Origin of the sequence: Streptomyces sp. SCSIO 30461, assembly GCF_037023745.1 — a bacterium.
Classification (GTDB): Bacteria; Actinomycetota; Actinomycetes; order Streptomycetales; family Streptomycetaceae; genus Streptomyces.
Window position 1 is genome coordinate 3,420,703 of record NZ_CP146101.1, and the last position, 22,509, is coordinate 3,443,211.

The 22,509-nt window shown below is 70.2% G+C and carries 19 protein-coding genes and 1 pseudogene; 10 read left to right on the forward strand and 10 right to left on the reverse strand.

Annotated features, from left to right (window positions below; genetic code table 11):
• Nucleotides 1-383 precede the first annotated feature (383 nt).
• The 6 genes from V1460_RS15010 to V1460_RS15035 all read right to left on the reverse strand — a co-directional run bounded on the left by V1460_RS15010 (nt 384) and on the right by V1460_RS15035 (nt 7,003).
• Complete coding sequence (locus V1460_RS15010) at nt 384-1,553, reverse strand: acyl-CoA dehydrogenase family protein (protein ID WP_338674221.1); 1,170 nt, start codon at nt 1,551-1,553, stop codon at nt 384-386.
• Between the two features lie 33 nt (nt 1,554-1,586).
• A complete protein-coding gene (locus V1460_RS15015; protein WP_338674222.1) occupies nt 1,587-2,765 on the reverse strand; it encodes an acyl-CoA dehydrogenase family protein in 1,179 nt (392 codons plus the stop codon).
• 98 nt (nt 2,766-2,863) lie between these two features.
• A complete protein-coding gene (locus V1460_RS15020; RefSeq protein ID WP_338674223.1) occupies nt 2,864-4,924 on the reverse strand; it encodes an acetate--CoA ligase family protein in 2,061 nt (686 codons plus the stop codon).
• A gap of 1 nt (nt 4,925) precedes the next feature.
• Nucleotides 4,926-5,117 carry a ferredoxin gene (locus V1460_RS15025; RefSeq protein ID WP_338674224.1) on the reverse strand — a complete coding sequence of 64 codons (192 nt, stop codon included), beginning with the start codon at nt 5,115-5,117 and terminating at the stop codon, nt 4,926-4,928.
• Nucleotides 5,118-5,132: 15 nt separating this feature from the next.
• Nucleotides 5,133-6,449, reverse strand: coding sequence for an NADH-ubiquinone oxidoreductase-F iron-sulfur binding region domain-containing protein (locus V1460_RS15030; RefSeq protein ID WP_338674225.1), 1,317 nt, complete (start codon nt 6,447-6,449; stop codon nt 5,133-5,135).
• On the reverse strand, nt 6,446-7,003 hold the full coding sequence (locus V1460_RS15035; protein WP_338674226.1) for a hypothetical protein: 558 nt from the start codon (nt 7,001-7,003) through the stop codon (nt 6,446-6,448). Before V1460_RS15035 ends, V1460_RS15030 begins: the two co-directional genes overlap by 4 nt.
• A gap of 429 nt (nt 7,004-7,432) precedes the next feature.
• On the opposite strand from V1460_RS15035, the gene V1460_RS15040 reads away from it, so the two are divergent.
• The 7 genes from V1460_RS15040 to V1460_RS15070 all read left to right on the forward strand — a co-directional run bounded on the left by V1460_RS15040 (nt 7,433) and on the right by V1460_RS15070 (nt 15,974).
• Complete coding sequence (locus tag V1460_RS15040) at nt 7,433-8,734, forward strand: SRPBCC family protein (RefSeq protein WP_338674227.1); 1,302 nt, start codon at nt 7,433-7,435, stop codon at nt 8,732-8,734.
• Nucleotides 8,735-9,027: 293 nt separating this feature from the next.
• Nucleotides 9,028-10,215 carry a spermidine/putrescine ABC transporter substrate-binding protein gene (locus tag V1460_RS15045; protein WP_338674228.1) on the forward strand — a complete coding sequence of 396 codons (1,188 nt, stop codon included), beginning with the start codon at nt 9,028-9,030 and terminating at the stop codon, nt 10,213-10,215.
• A 1-nt stretch (nt 10,216) separates the two neighbouring features.
• Entirely contained in the window at nt 10,217-11,158 is a 942-nt protein-coding gene (locus V1460_RS15050) for an ABC transporter permease (RefSeq protein ID WP_338674229.1), read from the forward strand.
• Nucleotides 11,155-12,060, forward strand: a complete 906-nt coding sequence (locus tag V1460_RS15055) for an ABC transporter permease (RefSeq protein ID WP_338674230.1) — start codon at nt 11,155-11,157, stop codon at nt 12,058-12,060. The genes V1460_RS15050 and V1460_RS15055 overlap by 4 nt, the downstream gene beginning before the upstream one ends.
• A gap of 79 nt (nt 12,061-12,139) precedes the next feature.
• Entirely contained in the window at nt 12,140-13,192 is a 1,053-nt protein-coding gene (locus tag V1460_RS15060; protein ID WP_338678057.1) for an ABC transporter ATP-binding protein, read from the forward strand.
• A 39-nt stretch (nt 13,193-13,231) separates the two neighbouring features.
• Complete coding sequence (locus V1460_RS15065) at nt 13,232-14,554, forward strand: NAD(P)/FAD-dependent oxidoreductase (protein WP_338674231.1); 1,323 nt, start codon at nt 13,232-13,234, stop codon at nt 14,552-14,554.
• On the forward strand, nt 14,547-15,974 hold the full coding sequence (locus V1460_RS15070; RefSeq protein WP_338674232.1) for an aminobutyraldehyde dehydrogenase: 1,428 nt from the start codon (nt 14,547-14,549) through the stop codon (nt 15,972-15,974). Before V1460_RS15065 ends, V1460_RS15070 begins: the two co-directional genes overlap by 8 nt.
• Before the next feature lie 183 nt (nt 15,975-16,157).
• On the opposite strand, the gene V1460_RS15075 is transcribed toward V1460_RS15070, so the two are convergent.
• Together V1460_RS15075 and V1460_RS36320 are read right to left on the reverse strand one after the other, a co-directional pair.
• Nucleotides 16,158-16,547, reverse strand: a complete 390-nt coding sequence (locus V1460_RS15075; protein ID WP_338674233.1) for a transposase — start codon at nt 16,545-16,547, stop codon at nt 16,158-16,160.
• Nucleotides 16,540-16,812 (reverse strand): DUF6444 domain-containing protein, encoded by a 273-nt coding sequence (locus V1460_RS36320; RefSeq protein ID WP_407077461.1) that lies wholly within the window; start codon nt 16,810-16,812, stop codon nt 16,540-16,542. Before V1460_RS36320 ends, V1460_RS15075 begins: the two co-directional genes overlap by 8 nt.
• A 600-nt stretch (nt 16,813-17,412) precedes the next feature.
• Here V1460_RS36320 and V1460_RS15085 point away from each other — a divergent pair.
• Entirely contained in the window at nt 17,413-18,762 is a 1,350-nt protein-coding gene (locus tag V1460_RS15085) for an IS110 family transposase (protein ID WP_338671540.1), read from the forward strand.
• 349 nt (nt 18,763-19,111) lie between these two features.
• Here the strand turns inward: V1460_RS15085 and V1460_RS15090 are convergent, their stop codons facing one another.
• Entirely contained in the window at nt 19,112-20,329 is a 1,218-nt protein-coding gene (locus tag V1460_RS15090) for an MFS transporter (RefSeq protein WP_338674234.1), read from the reverse strand.
• A gap of 249 nt (nt 20,330-20,578) precedes the next feature.
• Here V1460_RS15090 and V1460_RS15095 point away from each other — a divergent pair.
• Together V1460_RS15095 and V1460_RS15100 are read left to right on the forward strand one after the other, a co-directional pair.
• Nucleotides 20,579-21,408 (forward strand): annotated as a pseudogene (locus V1460_RS15095) (tyrosinase family protein).
• Between the two features lie 83 nt (nt 21,409-21,491).
• A complete protein-coding gene (locus V1460_RS15100; RefSeq protein WP_338674235.1) occupies nt 21,492-21,992 on the forward strand; it encodes a hypothetical protein in 501 nt (166 codons plus the stop codon).
• Nucleotides 21,993-22,222: 230 nt separating this feature from the next.
• Here V1460_RS15100 and V1460_RS15105 read toward each other — a convergent pair whose 3' ends face one another.
• The gene (locus V1460_RS15105) at nt 22,223-22,432 is read right to left on the reverse strand and encodes a dodecin (RefSeq protein ID WP_338674236.1); all 210 of its coding nucleotides are present in this window, start codon (nt 22,430-22,432) and stop codon (nt 22,223-22,225) included.
• Nucleotides 22,433-22,509 lie beyond the last annotated feature (77 nt).

Genomic DNA, 22,509 nt, shown 5'->3' on the forward strand with positions numbered 1-22,509 from the left:
TGGTCTTCGTGGGGACCGTGGTCGCGGTCCCTCGGGAGTGCGGGGTCCAGGGTGTGTTGCGAAAGTAGCTCCGTCCGCCCGCAGGGCGGGGCCTGCGGCGTCTGGTGCGTGCGATCGCAAGGCGGAGGATCATCCTCGTACTGGACGTACTTGGATGACTCCGACAACGCAGCGAGCGTGCGTGCCAGGCGTCGCGGGTCAGGAGGGACTTTCGCAACACGCCCTAGCTCGCCCTTGCTCCCTTGGGCTGGGACTGTCCGCCTCGTCGTGCGGTCGCCCGGTGCGGGCGCCGTCCCAACAGGTGCGGCACCGTCCCAACCGGTGTGGGCAGGGCCCGGGAGCCCGGAGCCCACACCGGCCGCAGCCGTGGCCGCCCTCCGCCGTCACTCGGTCGGCAACTGCAGCACCCCCGTGCCGCGCTTGACCAGCTCACCCGCGATGATCAGGCGCTGGATCTCGGAGGTGCCCTCCCAGATGCGGTCGACGCGCAGTTCGCGGTAGAGACGCTCCACCGGGTAGGAGCGGTCGTAGCCGCGGCCGCCGAAGATCTGCACACAGCGGTCGATCACCCGGCCCGCGGCTTCACTCGCCGAAAGCTTGGCGATGGCTGCCTTGGCGTGCAGCGTCTTGCGGTCGGACAGCCCCGCGTCCACTTCCCAGGCGACCTGGTGGGTGTAGGCGCGGTTGACGGCGATGTCCACGGCGCAGTCGGCGAGCATGCCCTGGATGAGCTGGAAGTCCGCGATCCGGGAGCCGAACTGTCGGCGTTCGACGGCCCAGTCGCGCGCGAGCTCCAGCGCGCGCTCGGCCGCGCCTGTGGTGCGGGCCGCGATCATCAGGCGCTCCTCGGTGAACCAGGAGCGGGTGATGTCGTAGCCGTTGCCGATTCCGCCGAGCACCGCGTCATCGCCCACCCGCACATCGCTGAAGGTGAACTCGGGGTGCTCGTACACGAAGGTGTGCATGAAGCGCGGCACTCTGGTCATCTCGATGCCTGGGGTGTCCTTGTCCACCAGGAACAGGGTCGGCGCGCGCTCCTCCCCGGCCGCCGCCAGCACGATCATGAAGTCGGCGTGGTCCCCTACGGTGACGAACCACTTCTCGCCGTTGATCGACCAGCCGTCGCCGGTGCGCGTCGCTGTCGTCTTCAGGTTCTGCGGGTCGGATCCGGCCTCGGGCTCGGTCACCGCGTAGCAGTCTCGGCGCGCGCCCCGGATGACCGGCACGAGATAGCGCTCCCGCTGCTCGGGTGTGCAGAAGCGGAGCGCGTTGGCCGGCCGCCACACCATGTCCCACAACGCTCCGGTGAGGCGCCCCAGCTCCTCCTGGACGGTCGCCTGCTCCAGGATGGTGAGTCCGGCACCGCCCCACTCGGTGGGCATGTTGACCGCCTGGAGTCCGCTGGCCAGTACCGCGTCGCGGATCTCGGTGTGGGCGGCGGGCGGGAGGCCGTTGTTCTCCTCGCAGTCGACCTCGTACTTCATGATGAACTGAGTGAGTTCGCGGGCGGAGCCCCGCAGCTCTTCCTGACGGGCGGTGAGACGGAAGTCCATGGCAGTCCTCGGGTATCGGTGGGGCAACGGGGGTCAGGAGCCGGACAGGGGGAGTGCGAGTGCCTGGGTGCCGCGCTTGATGAGCTCGTTGGCGATGATCAGGCGCTGGATCTCGGAGGTGCCTTCCCAGATGCGGTCGACGCGCAGTTCGCGGTACATCCGTTCGACCGGGTAGTGGCGGTCGTAGCCGCGGCCTCCGAAGATCTGGAGGCAGCGGTCGATGACGCGCCCGGCGGCCTCGCTGGCGGCCAGCTTCGCCGTGGACGCCTTGGCGTGCAGCGTCTTGCGGTCCGTGTGCGGCTGATCGGCCTCCCAGGCGACCTGGTGGGTGTAGGCGCGGTTGACGGCGATGTCCACGGCGCAGTCGGCGAGCATGCCCTGGATGAGCTGGAAGTCCGCGATCCGGGAGCCGAACTGTCGGCGTTCGACGGCCCACTCGCGGGCCAGCTCCAGCGCGCGCTCGGCGGCGCCCACGGTGCGGGCGGCGATCATCAGGCGTTCGTCCGTGAACCACTCCTTGGTCAGCTCATAGCCGCGGCCCACACCGCCGAGCACATCCTCGTCGGGCACGAACACGTCGGTGAGCACGAACTCCGGATGCCCGTTGACCGCGGAGTGCATGAAGTGCGGCACCCGGGTCATCTCCAGGCCAGGGGCCCGCTTGTCCACGAAGAACAGCGTCGCCTCGCGGTCCGGACCGGCATCGGCCTGCACGAGCAGGAAGTCCGCGATGTCACCGCAGGTCACGAACCACTTCTCGCCGTTGAGCAGCCAGCCTCCCTCGGTCCTGGTCGCCGTGCTCACACCTGACGAGGGGTCCGAGCCCGCACCCGGCTCCGTCACTGCGAAGGCGTCGAACCGCTCCCCCCGGATGACCGGCAGCAGGTACTTCTCACGCTGCGCCTCCGTGCCGTACGCGAGAACGTTGGCGGGCCGCCAGGGGATGTCCCACAGGCAGTTGGTGACCTTGCCGAACTCCTCTTCCACGATGACCTGGTCCAGAAGGGAGAGACCGGCCCCGCCCCACTCGGCGGGCATGTTGATCGCGTACACACCGGCGTCGATCGCCGCGCGGGTCAGCTCCCGGACGGTGTCGGCCGGCAGCGGACCGCCCGCCTCCTCCGACTGGTTCTCGTAACGCATCAGCAACCGGGTGTACTCGGCTGCCCGCTCCTTGAGCCGGGCCTGCTCGGGGGTGTAGCGGAAGTCCATGGACGCCTCCTCGGGGGAGAGATGGGAGAGACGGGGGAGAAAGTGAGAAGGGGAGCAAAGAGAGGGAACGGGGGAAGGAAGGTCGGCGGGCGGGCCGTTCAGGCGAGTACGGCCCGGGCGTCCAGAGCCAGTACGCCGCTCGGGCGGACGAGCAGGGGATTGATCTCCAGCTCGGCGATCTCCGGATGCGCCGCGGCGACCTCGGTGATCAGGGCGATGACCTCGGCGGCCGCGGTCATGTCGACGGCCGGCCGGCCGCGTACTCCCGCGAGGAGCCCCGCCGTGCGCAGTCCTCGCAGCAGCCGCTCGGCGCGCGGCGCGGGCACGGGGGCCAGGGAGAACGCGACATCGTGCAGCGTCTCGGTGAGCACCCCGCCGAGTCCGACCATGGCGACGGGGCCGAAGCGGGGGTCCTGGTTGACGCCCACGATCAGCTCGACCCCGTCACTGAGATCGGCCATCGCCTCCACCGAGTACGCGGCCGCGCCGAGCCGGGCGTGCATCTCCCGGTACGCGGCCAGCAGCGCCGCCCGGTCCGGGAGCCGAAGCACGACACCGCCCGCGTCGGACTTGTGCAGCAGATGCAGCGCCTTCAGCACATAGGGACCGTCGAACTCACCTGCTGCTGCGATCAGTTCGGCCTCGCCGGTGATCTCGCGCGCCGCCGGGAACGGCACCCCCGCTGCTGTGAGCAGAGCCCGAACGCCGTGGTAGCCGGGGTCCTCCAGCGGTGCCGCGGGTGCGGGCAGGGGGTGGACCCCGTGCGGTTCCGGGCCCTCACCCACCGTCAGCGCGGTGAGCGCACGAGCCGCGTCCTCCGTGGCGGAGAACACCGGCACCCCCGCGTCCGCGAGAATCCGGCAGCTCGGTGCCTGCGGATACATGGACTGGACGACCAGGGGCTTTGGGCGCTCCACACGACGCAGCACGATGTCCCGTGCGGCTCGGATCTCGCCCTCGGCCAAGGCCGTACCCCCGCCGCCGAGCCCGCCTTCGGAGGCGGAGTACCCACCGAAGTAGCCCGTCATCAGCACGGCGTCGACCTCGTCGGCGTCGAGCAGCGAACCGACGGCCTCCGCGTAGGACCGGGGGTCCTGCTCGCCCATTCCGGCCAGATCGACCGGGTTTCCCACGGCCGACTGCTCCCACAGCACCGACCGCAGCCGGGACTGAGCCTTCTCGCCCAGCTCGGGGACGTCGAGTCCCGCCGACTCGGCGGCGTCTGCGGCGATCACACCGTGGCCGCCGCCGTCGGTGAACACCGCCGTACGCCGCCCTGAACCGCGGCCACCGGAGCGCAGCGCGGCCAGCACGACGGTCATCTCCCGAGGCGTGGCGACGAGCTCGACTCCGGCGTCGCGGCAGGCCGCGGCCACCACGTCGGCGGATGTGGTGAGGGCGCCGGTGTGGGACTGGGCGCTGCGGGCCGACGCCCTGCCGCGTCCGGCCGTCAGCAGCACGACGGGTTTGCCGGCCGTGGCGGCTGCCCGGGCGAAGGCGCGGCCGTCGCCGAAATCCTCCGCGTACACCGCCAGCGCGGAAGTGCCGTCGTGCCGGGCGCAGTCCTCGACCAGATCGACGAGTGTGACGTCCGACTGGTTGCCGAGCGAGACGAAGCGGGAGAAGCCCAGAGCGTGCGGAGCGAAGCGCAGCTGGAGCTCAAGGGCGAGATTGCCGCTCTGGCTCAGCAGCGCGATCCCGCCGGGGGTGAAAGTGTCGGACGCCAGATAGAGCTCTGTCGTGTTGTCGGCGATACCCAGGCAGTTGGGCCCGACCAGGACGGCCCCCGCCTCGCGTACCCGATCGGCTATCGACTGCTGGCGGGCCAGCCCGGCAGCGCCCGTCTCGGCGAATCCGGCCGTGATGGCGACGATCGCACGCGCCCCGCAGCTCAGGGCCTCGTCGACGGCGGCTTCGAAGCCCCCGGCTGGTACCGAGATCACGGCCAGGTCGACCGCTTCGCCTATCGCGCTGAGCGAGGGCGCGGCCGGCCGGCCGAGCACCGTACCGCCGCGGCGGTTGACCAGGTGGACGGGGCGTCGGCCGGGGGCGCGCAGCGCCTGCGCGGCCACGGCATGGCCGTACTTGGCCGGGTCGTCGCTGGCACCGACCACCGCGACGGACGCGGGGTCGAACAGTGCCGTCAGATCGCGTGCCATCTCACTTCTCCAGCCGCAGCGCGGAGTTGGGGCAGGATTCGGCGCAGGCGCGGGCCGCGTCCTCCCCGCCGCTCGGCACGGGGACCGCGATGACCGCCGCATAGCCCCACTCGTCGAGTTCCACGAGGTCGGGGGAGTGTTCCTGGCACAGGCCGTAGCCCTGGCAGCGGGTGGAGTCCAGCAGGAGTTTCATGGTGGTCCTTTCAGCTCAGCGAGGGCCCGACGGGGAAACCCGTTCGGGGCCGGATTCCGGGGAGGAGTGGGCCCGCTGCCCGAGGTGGTCCATGACCGGGGGGACGGGTACCACCAGGCGGTGGCCGCCGGTGGGCGGGGCCGCGGCGCAGTCCGCGCAGCCAGCGCCGAGGTGTGTGCGGACGAGGCCGGGGAAGGCGCGCAGCAGGCTGCCCGCCGTCCCTGCCGCGGCGTCGAGCAGCCCGCAGGCGCCGCGCCCGGGCAGCCCGGACGACCAGCGTCGCAGCCGCTCCTCGGTGTCCGGTGGGGCGCTGCCGTCGGTCAGCTGCCGCAGGGTGTCCGCGATCGCCGCGGTGCCGGAGACGCAGACGCCGCACTGGCGTGCGCTTCCGGCCTGCAGATGCCCGGCGGCGTCGGCGGCCGTCGCCACTGGGCAGCTGCCGGGACCGAGGAACCGGACGGCTCCGCAGCCCAGCGCTGTACCCGCGGCGGCGAGTTCCGCGCCGTCGAGCGTCAGCCCGAGTGCCTCGGGGCCGATCAGCCCGCCGAAGAGTCCGCCCATCAGCGCGCCGACCGGTCTCGCGGTGCCCTGGACGGTGGCCAGGGCGGCCAGGGTGGTCCCGTACGGGGCCTCCGTGAGCAGCGCGCCGCCACGGGGCGATGACAGGGTGAGCACGGTGCTGCCCGCGATCTCGTGCCGGCGTTCGGGGTGCGTGGCGATCAGGGCGATCCGGGCGAGGGTCTCGACATTGGAGACCAGGGTCGGCTGGTCGCCGACTCCCCGCTCGTAAGGGCGCGGGGGCTTCGCGGTGGGCAGGGCGGGCCCGCCGTTGATCCGGCGTACCGCCGCGGTCTCCTCGCCCGCCACATAGGTGTGTGCGGTCTCGATCACCTCGGTCGGTATGCGGGGCGGGCACTCGGCGATTGCCTGGCGGACCCGCGCGGCGGCGTAGGGGTCGGAGACGTAGACATAGCCCCGGGTGGCTCCGGTGATCGAGGCTGCCCGGGCGAGTCCGTCCAGAACGAGATGGGGTCTGGCCCGCAGCAGCCAGCGGTCCTTGACCGACCCCGGCTCACCCTCTTCGCCGTTCGCGACGACTGCGGGGCGCCCCCCGCCGTCGCGTACCGTCCGCAGCTTCACGGCGACGGGGAATGCGGCCCCGCCGCGACCGCGCAGCCCGGCATCGGCGACATGGTCCAGCAGGCGTTCGGGGGATTCCGTACCCCGATGGCCGCCGCCCGCCGCGTATGCCTGACCGCTCTCCACGGCGTGGGGCATCGCGCCGAGGATGGTGCCGGCCCGGTAGGGCATCAGGGAGCGGATGACGGTCATCCCTGGCCTCCTTGTCGTCCCTGCTGTACGTGTGGTGGTCGTTGTGTCTCCGGTGTTGTGCTGCCGGCGCCGGAGTCCGTTGTGTCGTTGGCGGCCGTGTCGACGGCGGCGCCGGGGCCCGTTGTGTCGGTGCCGGTGTGAGCGGCTGCCGTCCCGTGGTCCGCCGCCGTCCCGCGCAGGGCGAGGACCGCCGTTTCCAGTGCGCGCCGGTCCTTCGACGTGCGGCCGTAGCCGCTGCCCGGCAACCCGATCAGCATTCGGTGGTGGTCCAGTACGACCTCCCCTGCCAGCAGCGCCGCCGCCGGATCGCCCCGGCGTGCGCCGCTTGCGACCGCGGTCACCAGCTCCGTCACCTCGGCGAGATAGCGCAGCCAGCTGCGCTCGCTGCCGTGCAGGATGAGGCGCTCCATGCGGTGCCGCTCGGCTGCCGTCAGTTCAGGCGCTGTCGTGTCCGCGTCGGGCGCGAGTGAGCGCAGTGCTGCGACGGTGGAGGGAAGTTCCCGCTCCGGTTCGGGTGTCAATCCGAGCCAGGCGAGACTCCGGCGACCACTCATGGTGCCTCCGAGTGGGAGTGGTGGAGTGGAGTACGGGAGCAGGGGAGTCGCTGCGGCGCGGGCTGCGGACCGGGCGCCTGCGCAGGGCCGGCGTCCAGGGGCGGTGTGCCGTGCGACGGGGGAGTGCGGCGAAGGGGGAATTCGGCGAAACGCGGGTGCGGGAGCTCGGTCCCGGGATGGATCCCGGCGCTGCCGCCTTCGGTCCGGAGCAGCGGCTGTGTACCGGATCGCCGGCGGTGGCGATGCCGACTACGCTAACTAATTAATTAGTCAGTCCACAAGTCTTGACACCGTGGAAACCTGCCAGCAATCTGACTGGCCAGTTAGTCAGCGCGCTTTCGGTGCATCTACGCCGCCAGGCCCGCCGACAAGCCCCAGGGCCTGCCTCAACACCGATCGCCGCGCTTGGCGGCAGTGAGGAGTCATCCGATGCAGCCCGAAGCCCCCGCAACCGAGTCGACCGCATCGCCGACCGGTGCCGCCCCCGCCTCCGCTCCTTCCCCCAGCGTGCCCATCGCGCCCGGTACGAGCCCGTCCGCCCGGCCCGGTCCCGATGACCGGCCTAGCGAGGCTCGCCCTCCGACCACCGGCCGGGGATCCGGACCGGAACCCGTCCCGGACCCGGGGCAGGCCCTTTCCGCCCGCTACTACACCGCCCCGGACAGCCTCGCGGCGGAGCAGGCGCACGTGTTTGCCAAGTCCTGGCAGCTGGTCTGCCATGAGTCGGACCTCCCCGGACCCGGTGCACGGCTCGCGGCCACCGCCGGTGGGCGCGAGGTGCTGGTCGTCCGAACCGAGGACGGCGGCCTCGCCGCCCACCTCAATGTGTGCCGCCACCGGGGAACACGCCTGGTCACAGCCCCGGAGTCGGAGGGCAAGGCGATCCGCTGCCCGTATCACGGCTGGACGTACAAGCTCGACGGACGCCTTGTGGGAGCTCCCGAGGCCAGGCAGATCCCTTGCCTCGACAAGCCGAGACTCGGTCTCTTTCCGGTCCGGGTCGAGTCATTCCTCGGTTTCGTCTTCGTGAACCACGACCCCGACGCCGTACCGCTCGCCGAGCAGTGCGCGGGCCTCGCCGAGGCCGTCGGCCACTACGCGGGCGCCGATCTGGTGCCCATCGGCCGCAGCCGGATCCATGACCTGGCCGGTGCCGAGGTGCAGCATGCCAACTGGAAGGTCGCTGTCGACAACTACCTGGAGGGCTACCACGTACCCGTGGCACACCCCGGGCTGATGCGCCTGCTCGACTACCAGGGGTACACCTGCGAGCTCGGCGAGTCGTACGCGCTCTTCGCCTCGCCCCTGCGGGACAAGCCGTCGTCGAACTGGGCCGAGCGCCTCTACCAGCGGATCACCGCCCCCATGCCGGGGCTCACCGAAGCGGACCACAAGGTCTGGCGGTACGCGGTGATCTATCCCAACACACTCATCGACTTCTACCCCGACCATGTGCTTGCCTGGACCGCCATACCCACGGCTGTGGACCGCGTGGCCGTACCCGGCGCGTTCTACACCAAGCGTGGGACCGGGCTGCGCACACGTATCGCCCGACGGCTGAACATCCACATCGGGTGGATCACGAACGACGAGGACGCCGAACTCGTCGCCCGAGTGCAGAAAGGACTCACCACTCCCGGGTTCGAGCCCGGCCCCCTCTCCCGGCGTGAGTCGGCGGTCGGCTGGTTCGCGGAGCGCGTCCGGGCCGACCTGGACGGCGCGGAGCACTGACCCGCCCGGTCCTCACCTCACCCCGTCCTCACCTCACCCCGTCCTCAACCCGTCACCCCGTCCTCACCCCGCGCCAGTCCCCGACCGTCCCGCCCCGCCTTCCCGATTGCGGGTGTCCGGCGCTTCCGCCGTACCACCCGCACCCGCATCTGTCCGGCCCCGGCAGTGGTGATCCCCCACCGCACACCGCACACCGCCCGCGGCCCCCGGGCCCCTGCCCGCAGGCAGGGCCCAAGCCCCGCGATCGCCCCTGAGCAGTGCTCGCACCGCGCAGATCCACGGAGAGGACACCGATGTCCCCCGAGGCACCGCCTTCCCCATCCCCGCTCCCAGCCGCCGCGCACCCATCGCCCGCCCCGCTCTCCCGCCGCTCCCTCCTGCGCACCGGCGCAGCCGCCACCGCCGGTCTCGGTCTCGGTCTCACCGCTTCCGGATGCGGGTTCCTCCCGGCCGACGCCAGCGTGTACGGGGACACCGAAGCCCCCATCGACGTCAAGGTCGACGGGGATCTCGTCTACTTCAACTGGGCCGACTTCGTCGACCCGGCCGTATTCGCCGGGTTCGAGAAGGAGTACGGCGTCAAGGTCATCCAGTCGAACTTCGATTCGATGGAAGGCATGGTCGCCAAGCTCAACGCGGGGAACCGTTACGACATCATCTTCCCCAGCGCCAAATGGGCCCAGCGGCTGACCGCCGGCCACCGGCTGCGCCGGATCGACCACAGCAAGCTCAGGAACGCCGAGTCGGTATTCGGTCACTACCCGTACTTCGCCGACCCCTGGTATGACGCCGGCTCGCACTACACCGTCCCACGGATCGTGTACAAGACGGGGATCGGCTGGCGCAAGGACAAGATCGGCGACGACCTCGGCGGCTCCTGGGACGACCTCTGGAGCGCAAAGGCCAAGGGCCGGGTGTTCGTGCTCGACGACCGCGACGAGGTGCTGGGCTTCGCCGCCCTCAAGCTCGGTCTCGACCTTGCCACGGAGGACGAGGGCGACCTCGGCAGGATCGCCGAGACCCTCAGGTCCCTGCGCCCGCATCTACGCGGCTTCTCCAGCGACAGCTACAACAACCTGCTCAACGGCAACGCCGTGATGACCCAGGCATGGAGCGGGGACATGGCCGCCATGCTCGCCCAGGCCGAAGACCCATCCGCGCTCGGCTTCGAGATCGCCAAGGAGGGCTCGCCGGTCAACTCGGACTGCTATGCCATCCCCTCCGACGCACGCCACCCCGGCACCGCGATGCTCTTCATCGACTACATGCTCCGCCCGGAGAACGTGAAGAAGAACATCGAGTACATCGGCTACCCGATGCCGGTCGGCGGCACCGAGGACACCTACGCCGCGCTCGTGGAACCCTTCCCCGAGTGCCTGGTCTCGGCCGATGACCTCAAGGACGACCTCTACTTCCGCAACGGCACCGCGAAGGGCGAGCAGGCGCGTGACGCCGCCTGGACGCACGTGAAGGCGGGATGACATGGCCACCCACACCACTCCCGACCCGCGCACCGGTTCCACTCCGCCGTCCGGGCCCGCCAAGCCCCGCCGGGGCCCATCCGCCAAGGCCAACCGGACCTGGACCTGGCTGATGCTCCCCGGCACCCTCTGGATGGCCGCGTTCCTGCTGGCCTCGCTCGTGCTGGTCGCCACTCTGGCGCTCGGTACCACGGACCCGCTCGGCAATCCGCGCTTCGGCTTCAACCTCGACAACATCACGGCGCTGGGCGACCCCGCCTACCGGTCGGTGATGCTCAGATCCCTCGGCTACGCCCTGCTCACCGTGGTGATCTGCCTGGCCGTGGCCTATCCGGTGGCCTACGCGATCGCCCTGCACGGCGGACGGTTCAAGAACTTCCTGATCGCCGCCATCGTCGTACCGTTCTTCGCCAACTACCTGGTGCGGATGTACGGCTGGTCCGTGGTCCTCTCCGACGACGGCCCGCTGCTGAAGGCACTGCGCTCGATCGGAATCGCCGACGGCGACACCAGGATCCTCCAGACCGGTCCCGGAGTGATAGCCGGGCTCGTCTACGGCTTCGTCGTCTTCATGATCATCCCGCTCTACGCGGCCCTCGAACGCATGGATGTCTCCCTCATCGAAGCCGGACGCGATCTCTACGGGGGACCGCTGAGAACCTTCTTCCACGTCACCCTGCCCGCCACCCGGCAGGGCGCGGCAGCCGGCTGCGTCCTTGTCTTCCTGCCCGCCATGGGCGACTTCGTCAGTGCCCAGTTGATGGGAGGCCCCGACCAGATCATGATCGGCAACCTGATCCAGGACAAGTTCTTCCAGGGCCAGAACTGGCCGCTGGGCTCGGCTCTGACCATGCTGATGATGGCCGTGCTGTTCCTCGGGATGCTGGGCTATCTGCGCCGCACCCGCAAGGACGAGAAGGACGAGGCGGAGGCGGCCCAGTGACACTCACCGTACCGGGCAGGACCCCCCACCAGGACGACCCCGGCGCACGGAGCAAGCCCCGGCGCGGCACCGCACCGCGCAGGGCCCGCCGCGGCACCGACCGCAAGCCCCGTCTCGCCATCGCCGTGACCGCGGTGTTCTTCGCGCTGCTCTATCTGCCGATCGGCGTGGTCGTCCTCTTCTCCTTCAACTCCCAGAAGTCCCTGACCGTGTTCAAGGACTTCAGTCTCCGCTGGTACGGAGCCTTCCTCCGCGACGACACCCTGCTCCAGTCGCTCGACATGAGCCTGCGGGTGTCGCTGGTGGCCATGGCCGGATCGCTCATCCTGGGTGTGACACTGGCGCTCGGCCTGGTGCGCAGCCGCAGTCGGCTCGGCTCCCTGGCCGGACTGATCATGCTGATCCCGCTGATCACTCCGGAGATCGTCACCGGGGTCGCGGCGATGCTGCTCTTCAAGGGCATGGGCATCACTCTGTCCACCACCACCGTGATGCTCGCCGAGATCACCTTCTCCATCTCCTACGTCACGGTCGTGCTCCGCTCCCGGATCGCCGCACTCAACCCGGAGACGGAAGAGGCCGCGATGGACCTCGGAGCCACCCGCTGGCAGGCCCTGCGGCTGGTCACCCTGCCCGCGCTGCTGCCCAGCATCCTGGCCTCGGCGGTGCTGATCTTCGCCCTGGTCTTCGACGACTTCGTGCTCGCCTACTTCACCACCGGCGTCGACCCGCAACCGCTCTCCGTGCGCATCTACTCGGCGATCCGCTTCGGTGTGCAGCCCACCATCAACGCCGTCGGCACCCTGATGCTCGCCGGATCCATCGCCCTGATCGTCCTCGCCCTCTTCATCCCGCGTCTCTTCGGCCGTCGCGGCGGCCTCGACCTGCTCTCCGGGAAGTGACACCGTGACGCTCACCCCTGACACCAACCCCGCGGCCCCCTCGGACTCCACCGCCGCGGCCACGGCGCCCGTACCGGCGGTGCGGCTCCAGGACATCAGCAAGAGCTACGGCGACGCCTTTGCGGTGCACTCGCTGTCGCTCGACCTCGCCCCCGGTGAGTTCTTCTCGCTGCTCGGCCCGTCCGGCTGCGGCAAGACCACCACTCTGCGCATGATCGGCGGATTCACCGACCCCACCGAAGGCACCATCCTCCTCGGCGGTGAGGACGTGACCTGGCTGCCTCCCAACAAGCGTGACGTCAACACGGTGTTCCAGAGCTACGCCCTCTTCGACCATCTCTCGGTCGCCGACAACGTGGCCTTCGGTCTCAAGCGCAGCGGAGTGCCACGCGGCGAGATCCGCGAACGGGTCGGCACCATGCTGGAACGCGTCCAACTGTCCGCACTCGCCGACCGCAAACCCCGCACACTCTCCGGTGGCCAGCGCCAGCGTGTGGCGCTCGCCCGCGCCCTGGTCAACCGCCCCCAGGTGCTGCTGCTCGACGAGCCGCTCGCGGCGCTCGATCTCAAGCTCCGCCGCCAGATGCAGGTGGAACTCAAGCAGATCCAGCGGGAGATCGGCATCACCTTCGTCTTCGTCACGCACGACCAGGACGAGGCGCTGACCATGTCGGACCGGCTGGCCGTGATGAGCGAGGGCCACGTCGAGCAGTGCGGCACCCCGGAGGACGTCTACGAACGCCCCGCCAGCAGCTTCGTCGCCTCCTTCATGGGTACCTCCAACCTGGTCCCCGGTACCTACCGCGCCGGCCAGGTCGTCATGGACGAGGGGCCGGCGCTCCCGGTGGGCGCCCGCGGCACAATCGCCGACGGCACCAGGGTCAGCCTGTCCATCCGGCCCGAGAAGATCTGGCTCTCCGACTTCCTGCCGGACATGGCCCGGGTCAGCGGAGTCGTCCGCGAGACCGTCTACTCCGGTCCCACCACCACGTATCTCATCGAACTCGCGCCCGGCGTCACGGTGTCCGTGCTGGAGCAGAACACCGACCGCTCCCGCATGGAGGACCGCTGGAGCGGCGGTGAGACCGTCGAGATCGGCTGGAAGCCCGAACACTGCCTGGTACTCGACTGAGCTCCCCGCCTCCCGACCGCACCCGAAGGAAAGTGCCCCATGAACCACGATGTCGTCGTGCTCGGCGCCGGACTCGCCGGTCTGGCCGCCGCACGGGACCTGGCCGCAGGCGGAGCCGATGTGCTGGTCGCCGAGGCACGCGCCCGGCCCGGCGGGAGGGTCGAGCAGACCGCTCTGCCCGACGGCCGACTCGTCCAACTCGGCGGTGAGGTGGTCGGCCGGGCCCACACCGCATATCTCGCGCTGGCCGCCGAGCTCGGCCTCAGCCTGGTCCCCAGCTATGTCGCCGAGCCCGGTGCCATGGCCCGCGCCACACCCGAGGGCGTCTCGGCGGGGGACCCGCCGCACTGGTTCGGTCCGGGAGACGACACCGCGCACCGGCGTGTCAGCGCGGCATTCGCCGGGCTCGCGGCCTCGGTCGACCCGGACGACCCCTGGACCCACCCGGAAGCCAACGCGCTCGACCGCCTGTCCGTTGCGGACTGGCTGCGCTCGGAAGGGGCGAGCCCCGCTGTCGTACGTCTGTGGGAGATCGGCCAGCTCGCACTCGCTGACGGCTCCTACGAACGCACCTCGCTCCTGGCCGCCCTGCGCAAGCACGCCGCGGTGCCCGGCGACGGGACCTCAGGACACTACGACTACGAGGACTGGGAGGGACTGCGAGTCGCTGAAGGCTCCGCCACCGTGGCCCTGCGCATGGCCGACGTCCTCGGCGATCGCATCCGGTACGGCGCGCCCGTCGAGGCGGTCGACATCGGTCGCCGGCACTGCGTCGTCCGGCTTGCGTCGGGGGAGGCTCTCACCGCGGGAGCCGTTGTCAGCGCACTCCCGGTCGGCCCGCTGCGCTCGGTGTCCTTCACCGGTGTGTCGACTGAGCGCATCACTTCGCTGCACCGCCAACGCCATGCCGTCGCAGCCAAGTTCGCCGCCGCGTACGACAGACCCTTCTGGCGCGACGGCGGACTGAACGGCCTGTCCGAGAGCGAAGGCGTACTAGGCAGCACCTGGCCGCAGAACGAGGGTGTCCTCTCCGCGCTCATCCCACCGGAACGGTACGGGGTGCTGCTCGGCATGCCGCAGGCGCTGCGCGGGACGGAGCTGCTCAGCGACATCGCCCGGCTCTACGGCGACGAGGCGTACCGCCCGCTGGGCAGCTGGATCCGGCTGTGGGGCACCGACCCCTGGACCCAGGGGTATGTCACCCAGTGGACTCCCGGTGATGTGCTGGCCGTCGGCCCTCTGCACGGCACTCACGAACCACCCTTCTACGTCTGCGGATCGGACCAGTGGGTGGCGGGCTACATGGAAGGGGCGGTACGCACAGGCCGGGCCGCCGCCGACGAGGTGTTGCGCCATGGCTGACGCGTCCCGTACTCCGCCGGTCCTCCGGCAGGTCCGCAACCACATCGCCGGAACGGACCGGCCCGGCGCATCCGGCGAGTCGATGCCCCTCGTGGACCCGGCGACCGGCAGGGTGAGCGGCAGCGCACCGTGTTCGTCCGCCGTCGATGTGAGCGCGGCCTGCGCCGCCGCCGAAGAGGCCCTGGAACGCTGGGCCGCCACCACTCCGATGACCCGTCAGCGGGCCCTCCTGCGCATGGCCGACGCGCTGGAGGCCCGCGCCGACGACCTGGTGTCCGCCGAGGTCGCGGACACCGGCAAACCGGCGGAGCTGTTCCGCACCGACGAACTGCCCGCGGTCGTGGACACCGTGCGCTTCTTCGCCGGAGCCGCCCGCGCTCTGCCGGGAGCGGCGGCGGCCGAGTACTCGCAGGGCCGCACCTCGATGCTGCGTCGTGAACCGGTCGGGGTCTGCGGGCAGATCACCCCGTGGAACTACCCTCTGATGATGGCGGTGTGGAAGCTCGCACCGGCGCTGGCTGCCGGTAACACCGTGGTGCTGAAACCGGCCGACACCACCCCGTCGTCCACGGCCCTGCTTGCCCGGATCGCCGCCCCGCTGCTGCCGCCGGGGGTGCTCAACGTGGTCTGCGGTGACCGGGACACGGGCCGGGCGCTCGTCACCGATCCGCGGGTCCGGCTGGTCGCAGTCACGGGCAGTGTCAGGGCGGGGCGGGAGATAGCGACGGCGGCTGCCGACGACCTCAAGCGCGTCCACCTGGAACTCGGCGGCAATGCACCGGTGATTGTGTACGAGGATGTGGACGTAGACTCCTGCGCCGCCGAACTCGCCGCCGTGGCCTACTACAACGCGGGCCAGGACTGTACCGCGCCCAGCCGCTATCTGGTGCACGAGCGGGTGTACGACGCCTTTGTCGCAGCGTTCGCCGCCCATGCGGCGGAACAACGGCCGGGGGCGGACTTCGGCCCCCTCAACAGCGCGGCGCAACTCGCCTCCGTGCAGGCCCTGCTGAGCCGGCTGCCCGGACATGCCGAGGTGGTCGCGGGAGGTTCGCGTATCGAGCGGCCGGGCCACTACCACGAACCGACCGTCGTCACCGGGGTGAGGCAGTGTGACGAGATCGTGCAGGAGGAGATCTTCGGACCGGTCGTCACCGTGCAGCGCTTCACGGAAGAGGCGGAAGCCCTGCGCCTTGCGGACGACGTACGGTTCGGCCTCGCCGCGAGCGTGTGGACCAGGGACCACGACCGGGCCATGCGGGCCACCCGAGCCCTTCACACCGGCATTGTGTGGGTGAACACCCATGGCACGACGGTGTCGGAGATGCCGCATGGCGGAGTGAAGCATTCCGGATACGGGAGCGATCTCTCGCTGGCGGGCCTGCTGGACTATACGCAGGTCAAGCATGTGATGGTCTGAGGCGGTCGGTTCCGGGAACGCGTATGGGCATGTTTCCGGCCAGTTTTCGCCTGTGAGGCCTGGCACACCGCAGCCGTCGGAGCCGCAAATCCTTCACGCAATAGGCATCTTGTGTGAAGGATTTGCGTCCGTCTGTCCCGGTGGCGGTTCGCACAGCAAGATCGACTGTGACTGGTTTGGTGGTCAGGCTGAAACGGGGATCCAGGCGCCTCGGCCGTCGAAGAGCCGGGTGACCACGTCGATCAGGTTTTTCCCCTGTTTCGCGGCGGTGGACAGGTAGCCGCGCACGGCGAAGAAGCGTTCGGCGCCGGGCATCGTGCGCCAACCGCCGGAGATCTTCTGCTGCACCTTGGCCATGCGGATGGCCTGCTCACTGGTGTTGTTGTCGAAGGGGACCCGCCAGTCGAAGGCGAACCGGAGTACCTGGTCGCGCTCGGTGTCGAGGCGGTCGAGTAGGTTCGCGGCCTTCGCCCGCTTGCGGCGGGGCTCCCCGGGCGCTCGGGGCGGGTGCAGTGCTTGACCGGCGGCGATGATCTCCTCGTAGCGGGCCGCAGTACGCTCGAGTTCATCCATGGTGAAGCCGGAGGCGTGCTCGTGTGCGGCCCGGATGTCCTTGATCTGGTCCCTTCGGCTTGGCCAGGCCGTCACTCGACGGCGGCTTCGAGGAGTTCTTCGAGTTCATCCCGAGACGACGCTTGAGTTCGGCGTTCTCCGTCCTCAGCTCGGCGATCTCGGCTCGCGCCGCCGTCAGCTCCGCGTGGACCTGGGTCAGTTCGCTCCGCAACTCGCCTACGAACGCGAGCGGTTTCGCGTAGCTGGGAGGTTGGGTCTCGGACACGATTCCCAATGATCAACACTCTGGCCCCGAAGATCAACTCAGGCCGACGCGACCACCAAACCAGTCGCCCTACGACAAACTCGTGGCGCTGCACGCAGGCAGGTTCAGGGAACTCTACGCACTGTCGCAGGATTGCTGAGGCCTCCGGGGCCGTCTGTAGGTTCCGCGATTCCGCGAGCAATTCCGCGTGATCATGAGCACTGTCCGAGCAATTCCGCGGTTCGGTGCGCAATGGATCTCGTGACCTGCGGCTTCTTCACGACACTCGACCATGAAGTCCGCGCTTCCCAAGCCAGATTGCTCATGATCCGGCGACAGGCTGCCCCAGCAACAGTGCTCACCATCGCGGACGTCGCAGGTCAGCCCTTCTGGTCCCTGTCGGGGAACGCCTTGCCGGCGTGAAAACATGATCGCGGCGCCCGCTCGCCGACTCCGGTTGCTCGTTGGGACACCAAGCCCGTAGGTCAGTCTGGTGCAGGGGCCGCTGCGGGGCCTTGCCTTGTTGCCGTAGAGCACGCCGGTCAGATTTCGTCTTCCCCGTGGCCCCTTGGGGCGGGCGCCGCCTGTACGAACGGAACGAGGGGGAAGGGGCACGCGCCCGTGGCGGAGACGGATGCCGAGGAGAGCGAGCAGGGACCGGAGCTGGTGGAGCGGGTCGCGGCGATCGATATCGCCAAGGCATCCGGGATGGTGTGCACCCGGGTGCCGCACGAGGACAAGCCCGGCCGGAGAGTACAGCGTGTGTGGCACGTGGCCGCGACCAGCGGCGCCATCCTGGATCTCGCGGACCACCTGATATGCCAGGGCGTCACCCGGGTGGTCATGGAAGCGACCTCGACGTACTGGAAGCCGTTCTTCTTTCTCCTGGAGGCGCGGGGGCTTGAATGCTGGCTGGTCAACGCGCGTGACGTGAAGAACGTGCCTGGCCGCCCGAAGACCGACAGGCTCGATGCGGTGTGGCTGGCCAAGCTCGCCGAACGCGGCATGCTCAGAGCCTCGTTCGTGCCGCCAAAGCCGGTGCGGGAGCTGCGGGACCTGACCCGTTCCCGCGCGGTCCTCACCCACGAGCGCACCCGGCACAAGCAGCGCGCGGAGAAGCTCCTGGAGGACGCGCAGATCAAGCTGTCCTCGGTGATCTCCGACATCTTCGGCGTCTCCGGCCGCGCGATGCTCGAGGCGCTGATCGCGGGCGAACGCAGCCCCAGGGCCCTGGCCGACCTGGCACACGGCACCATCAAAGCCAGCCCCCAGGCCCTTCAAGAGGCACTGGCGGGCGGGTTCGAGGAACACCACGCGTTCATGCTGCGGATGCTGCTGGACACCGTCGACTACCTCACCATGCAGATCGACAAGCTCACCGCCCGCATCACCACCCGTCTCACCGAGCTGTCCACGACCCACGACGACAGGGACGGTGACAGGGACGACGACCGGCCCGGTCAGGGCATGCTGATGCCGCTGACCGACGTCGAGCGCCTGGACGAGATCCCCGGGGTGGGACCGGCCACCGCCCAGGTCATCCTCGCCGAGATCGGCACCGACATGAGCGTGTTCCCCACCGCCGACCACCTGGCCTCCTGGGCCCGCCTATCCCCACGCACCTTCCAGTCCGGCCCGAAGAACACCTCCGGACCCGCCGGCAAAGGCAACCCCTGGCTGCGCGGAGCACTCGGCGAAGCCGCCATCTCCGCCGCCCGCACCGACACCTTCCTCGGCGCCCGCTACCGCCGCATCGTCAAACGCCGAGGCCACCTCAAAGCACTGGTCGCCGTCGCCCGCTCCATCCTGGTCACGGTCTGGCACCTCCTGAACGACCCCACCGCCCGCTACCGCGACCTCGGCCCCGACTGGCACACCAAGAACCTCGATCCCGCCCGCAAGACCCGCGACCTCGTCCGCCAGCTCACCGCCCTCGGCCACGACGTCACCCTCACCCCGGCAGGCGCCTGACACACCACCGCACCGCCCCTCAACCCCGTCGGCACAGCCCCAGGGGCCACATCGCCATGCCCGTCGAACCCCCGAGTTTTCCGGTCAGGAGCGCGCGAATGCTCACGGAATCGCGGAACCTACACCGTCCCCCTGACGGCCGGTGGCGCGCGGCGTCAGACGCGGTGCACGGCGAGTGCCGGGGCGTTCTCGTCACCGTGTGTCCGAAGGGTACTGCGGGTAGCGCGGCTGCCATCGTGCGCCCCGCGGGAGGACGGGACGACCCCGTAGGTGCCGCGTAGTCATGAAATGCGTCACTGGTCCGGCGTGTACCGGCCCTCACCCGGGACCTTCGGTCGTGAAGCGGGGGCTATCCGCGCGCCACCAGGCGGTGTCCGCCCACGACCACACCCACGAGGAGGAGCACTGCGCCGACGTGGAAGACCGCCCGCAGACCGAAGTCGTGTGCGACCAGCCCACCGAGGACCGTGCCCACGATCGCTCCGCAGCGCACCAGCAGCTTCTGGGCCATGGTCACCCGGCCCAGCAGACGGTTGGGCACCAGGTTCTGGCGCACGGTGGTCGTGCCGACCCGCCAAGCGTTCACCGACGCACCGTAGAGCATGACCAACAGCCCGGCCGGCAGCCACGCGTCGACCAGTCCGAGACCCAGTGACGCCATCGCTGCGACGAGCAGCGACCCGAGGAGCAGGCGCCCTCTGCCCAGCCGGTTCACCCAGCGTCCCACCAACACGGAGCCGGCCAGCGCGCCCAAGCCGAAAGCCGCGACCAGCAGGCCGAAGCCGGTGTCGCTCAGACCGAGCTCCTTCCGGGCGTACAGGATGCCGATCGCCACCTGCGCCATGCCGACCATGTCGTAGAGCGCGCTGAGCAGCGTGATCCTCCGCAGCACACGCTGCTTCCACAGGGCGTGGAGTCCGCCGGTGAACTGCCGCACCACCATGCGCCGTGACGGGCCGGGGGCCTCGGGCGGGCGCTCGGCCCGGAAGCGCCCGCGGAGAGAGAAAATGAACACCGCGGAACAGAGGAACGACAGAGCGTCGAAGCCGAACGGCAGGACCGGATGCATGTCGTACAGGAGCGCGCCCAGGGGATTGCCCAGCAGCATCTGGGCCGTCACCACCCCCCCGGCCAGCGCGGCGTTCGCCCGGTCCCGCTCCAGCCGTCGTACGGTCATCGGGACGATGCCGGCCGCCGCCCCTAGGTAGAACCGCTGCCCGAGGTCCAGCAGCGCGACGGCGACGCAGATCACGGCCAGCGTGATGTCCGCCAGCCCCACGGCCACGGCCAGGCCCCCCGCGACCAGGACCCGTGCCGAGTCCAGCGCGACCATGATCTGGCGCCGGTCGAGGCGGTCCGCGGTCATTCCGGCGGCCAGCATGACCAGGGGCCAGGGGAGCTGGCCGACCAGGAACACCAGGGCGATCTTGCGGGGGTCCGACGTCAGGTGCGAGGCGAGCAGGGGCAGGGCCACGTAGCGCATGCCGTCGCCCAGGCTCGAGACGACCGCCGAGAACCAGAGCAGCCGGAAGTTGCGACCCATTGCGGATGGGAGGCTCCAGTGCACGGAACACGCTCCTGAGCTCAGGTGTGAAGTCGTGTCACTTTAAGTGGCCATCCGTGAAGGATCCCGCAGGCGTCGCTGCGGCCGTCGCGGCAACCGGGGCGGCGAAAGCCCTGCCCGCAGGCACCGAAGGTCAGGGCCCCGGTGGCGGCCGCACCCCACGCCCCGTGCCGTGGCCCGCGCCGCCGTCGTGGAACTCCGGGGCGCCGCCCTCGTTCCGCTCGCCCTTTCCTGATCCGGAGCACACCAGCGATGACCGTACGCATGAACCAGGCCCAGCTGAACTCCGACGAGAAGCGCCGCTTCGTCAACGCGCTCCTCACGCTCGAGCGCAACGGCCGTTACGACACCTTCGTCACCACTCACAACGCCCTCATCGTGAGCGACACCGACAGCGGAGACCGGGTAGGCCACCGCTCACCGTCGTTCCTGCCCTGGCACCGCAGATTCCTCATCGAGTTCGAGCAGGCGCTCCAGTCCGTCGACCCCAGCGTCGCACTGCCCTACTGGGACTGGACCGCCGACCGCACCGCCGCGTCCTCGATATGGGCGGCCGACTTCATGGGCGGCACGGGCCGGTCCAGGGAGGGCAGGTCATGGACGGCCCGTTCTCCGCCGCGCGCGGTGCCTGGGCGATCAACGTGCGCGTCGACGGCCGCACTTTCCTGCGGCGCGGCCTCGGCGCGGGCGGCCGGCAACTGCCCACCAAGGCCGAGGTGGACACCGTCCTCGCCATGTCCACCTATGACATGGCGCCGTGGAACAGCTCTTCCGACGGCTTCCGCAACCACCTGGAGGGCTGGCGCGGGGTGAACCTGCACAACCCCGTCCATGTCTGGGTCGGCGGCCAGATGGCCACCGGTGTCTCCCCCAACGACCCGGTGTTCTGGATGCACCACGCGTTCATCGACAAGCTCTGGTCTCAGTGGCAGGCTCGCCACCCCGGCTCGACCTACCTCCCGGTCGCCGGCACTCCCGACGTCGTCGATCTGCACGACACCATGCGCCCCTGGAACAACGTGACCCCCGCGGACATGCTGGACCACACGCGCCACTACACCTACGACGCGCCGGCGGCGTAGGCGGCAGCACACCCTCACCAGGCCCCGGCGGGAAGCCCGTCCCGCCGGGGCCCGGTCCCGCGTCTGCGCCTACCCTTGGGCGGGTGAGCCAGCAGAATCAGCACCAGCCCCGGCCGCTCGCCGTGTTCGACCTCGATGGCACCCTCGCCGAAACCGGCCACCGCCAGCACTTCCTGGAGCGCAGGCCGCGCGACTGGGACGGGTTCTTCGCCGCCGCTCCCGAAGACGCCCCGCTCGCGGAGGGCCTGCGCATGATCGCCGAGGACGCCGCGGACTGCGAGATCGTCTATCTCACCGGCCGCCCCGAGCGCTGCCGCACCGCGACCGTCGAGTGGCTGGAGCGGCACGGGCTGCCGAGCGGCCGCATCTTCATGCGCCGCAACCACGATCGGCGTCCCGCCCGCACCACCAAACTGGAAATTCTGGGGCGCCTCGGACGAAACCGTGCGATCCGGATGCTCGTGGACGACGACGAACTGGTCTGCGACGCCGCACGGAGGGCGGGCTTCACCGCCGTGCAGGCGGACTGGGCGAGCACGTCGGCGGTCATGCGGGACGCCCAGCAGCGCCAGGGCCGCACCTGACCCCCTGCCGAATCGGCTGGGTCGGCTGAATCGCCCCGCGACCACTGTCGGCGTCCGCGCGACGAGGCCGCGTCGGCCTGCCGTCGGCGTCCGCTCCCGGCGGTCGCGGGTACGGCTTCGCCCCGTCGTACGCCGCGGGTGCCGCGACACGGGGTGGCTTCCCGGTCGGTGACCGGGAAGCCACTCCCGCAACGGCGTTGCGCCGAACGGGTGGAGGTCGTCCGAATCCGTCAGTCCTCCAGGCGGAATCCGACCTTCAGTCCGACCTGGTAGTGCTCGATCTCGCCGTCCACGATGTGGCCGCGGACCTGAGTCACCTCGAACCAGTCGAGGCCCCGGATGGTCTGTTTGGCCCGTGAGATGCCGTTGCGGATGGCCTGATCGACCCCTTCGTGCGAGGTGCCGACGATCTCGGTGACCCGATAGGTGTGCTGGGACATGGGTCTGTCCTCTCCATTGCGCCGTGGCGACGTTCCCCTCCACGGTGCCCCAGTCGGTGACGGCCCGCTCCCCGGGG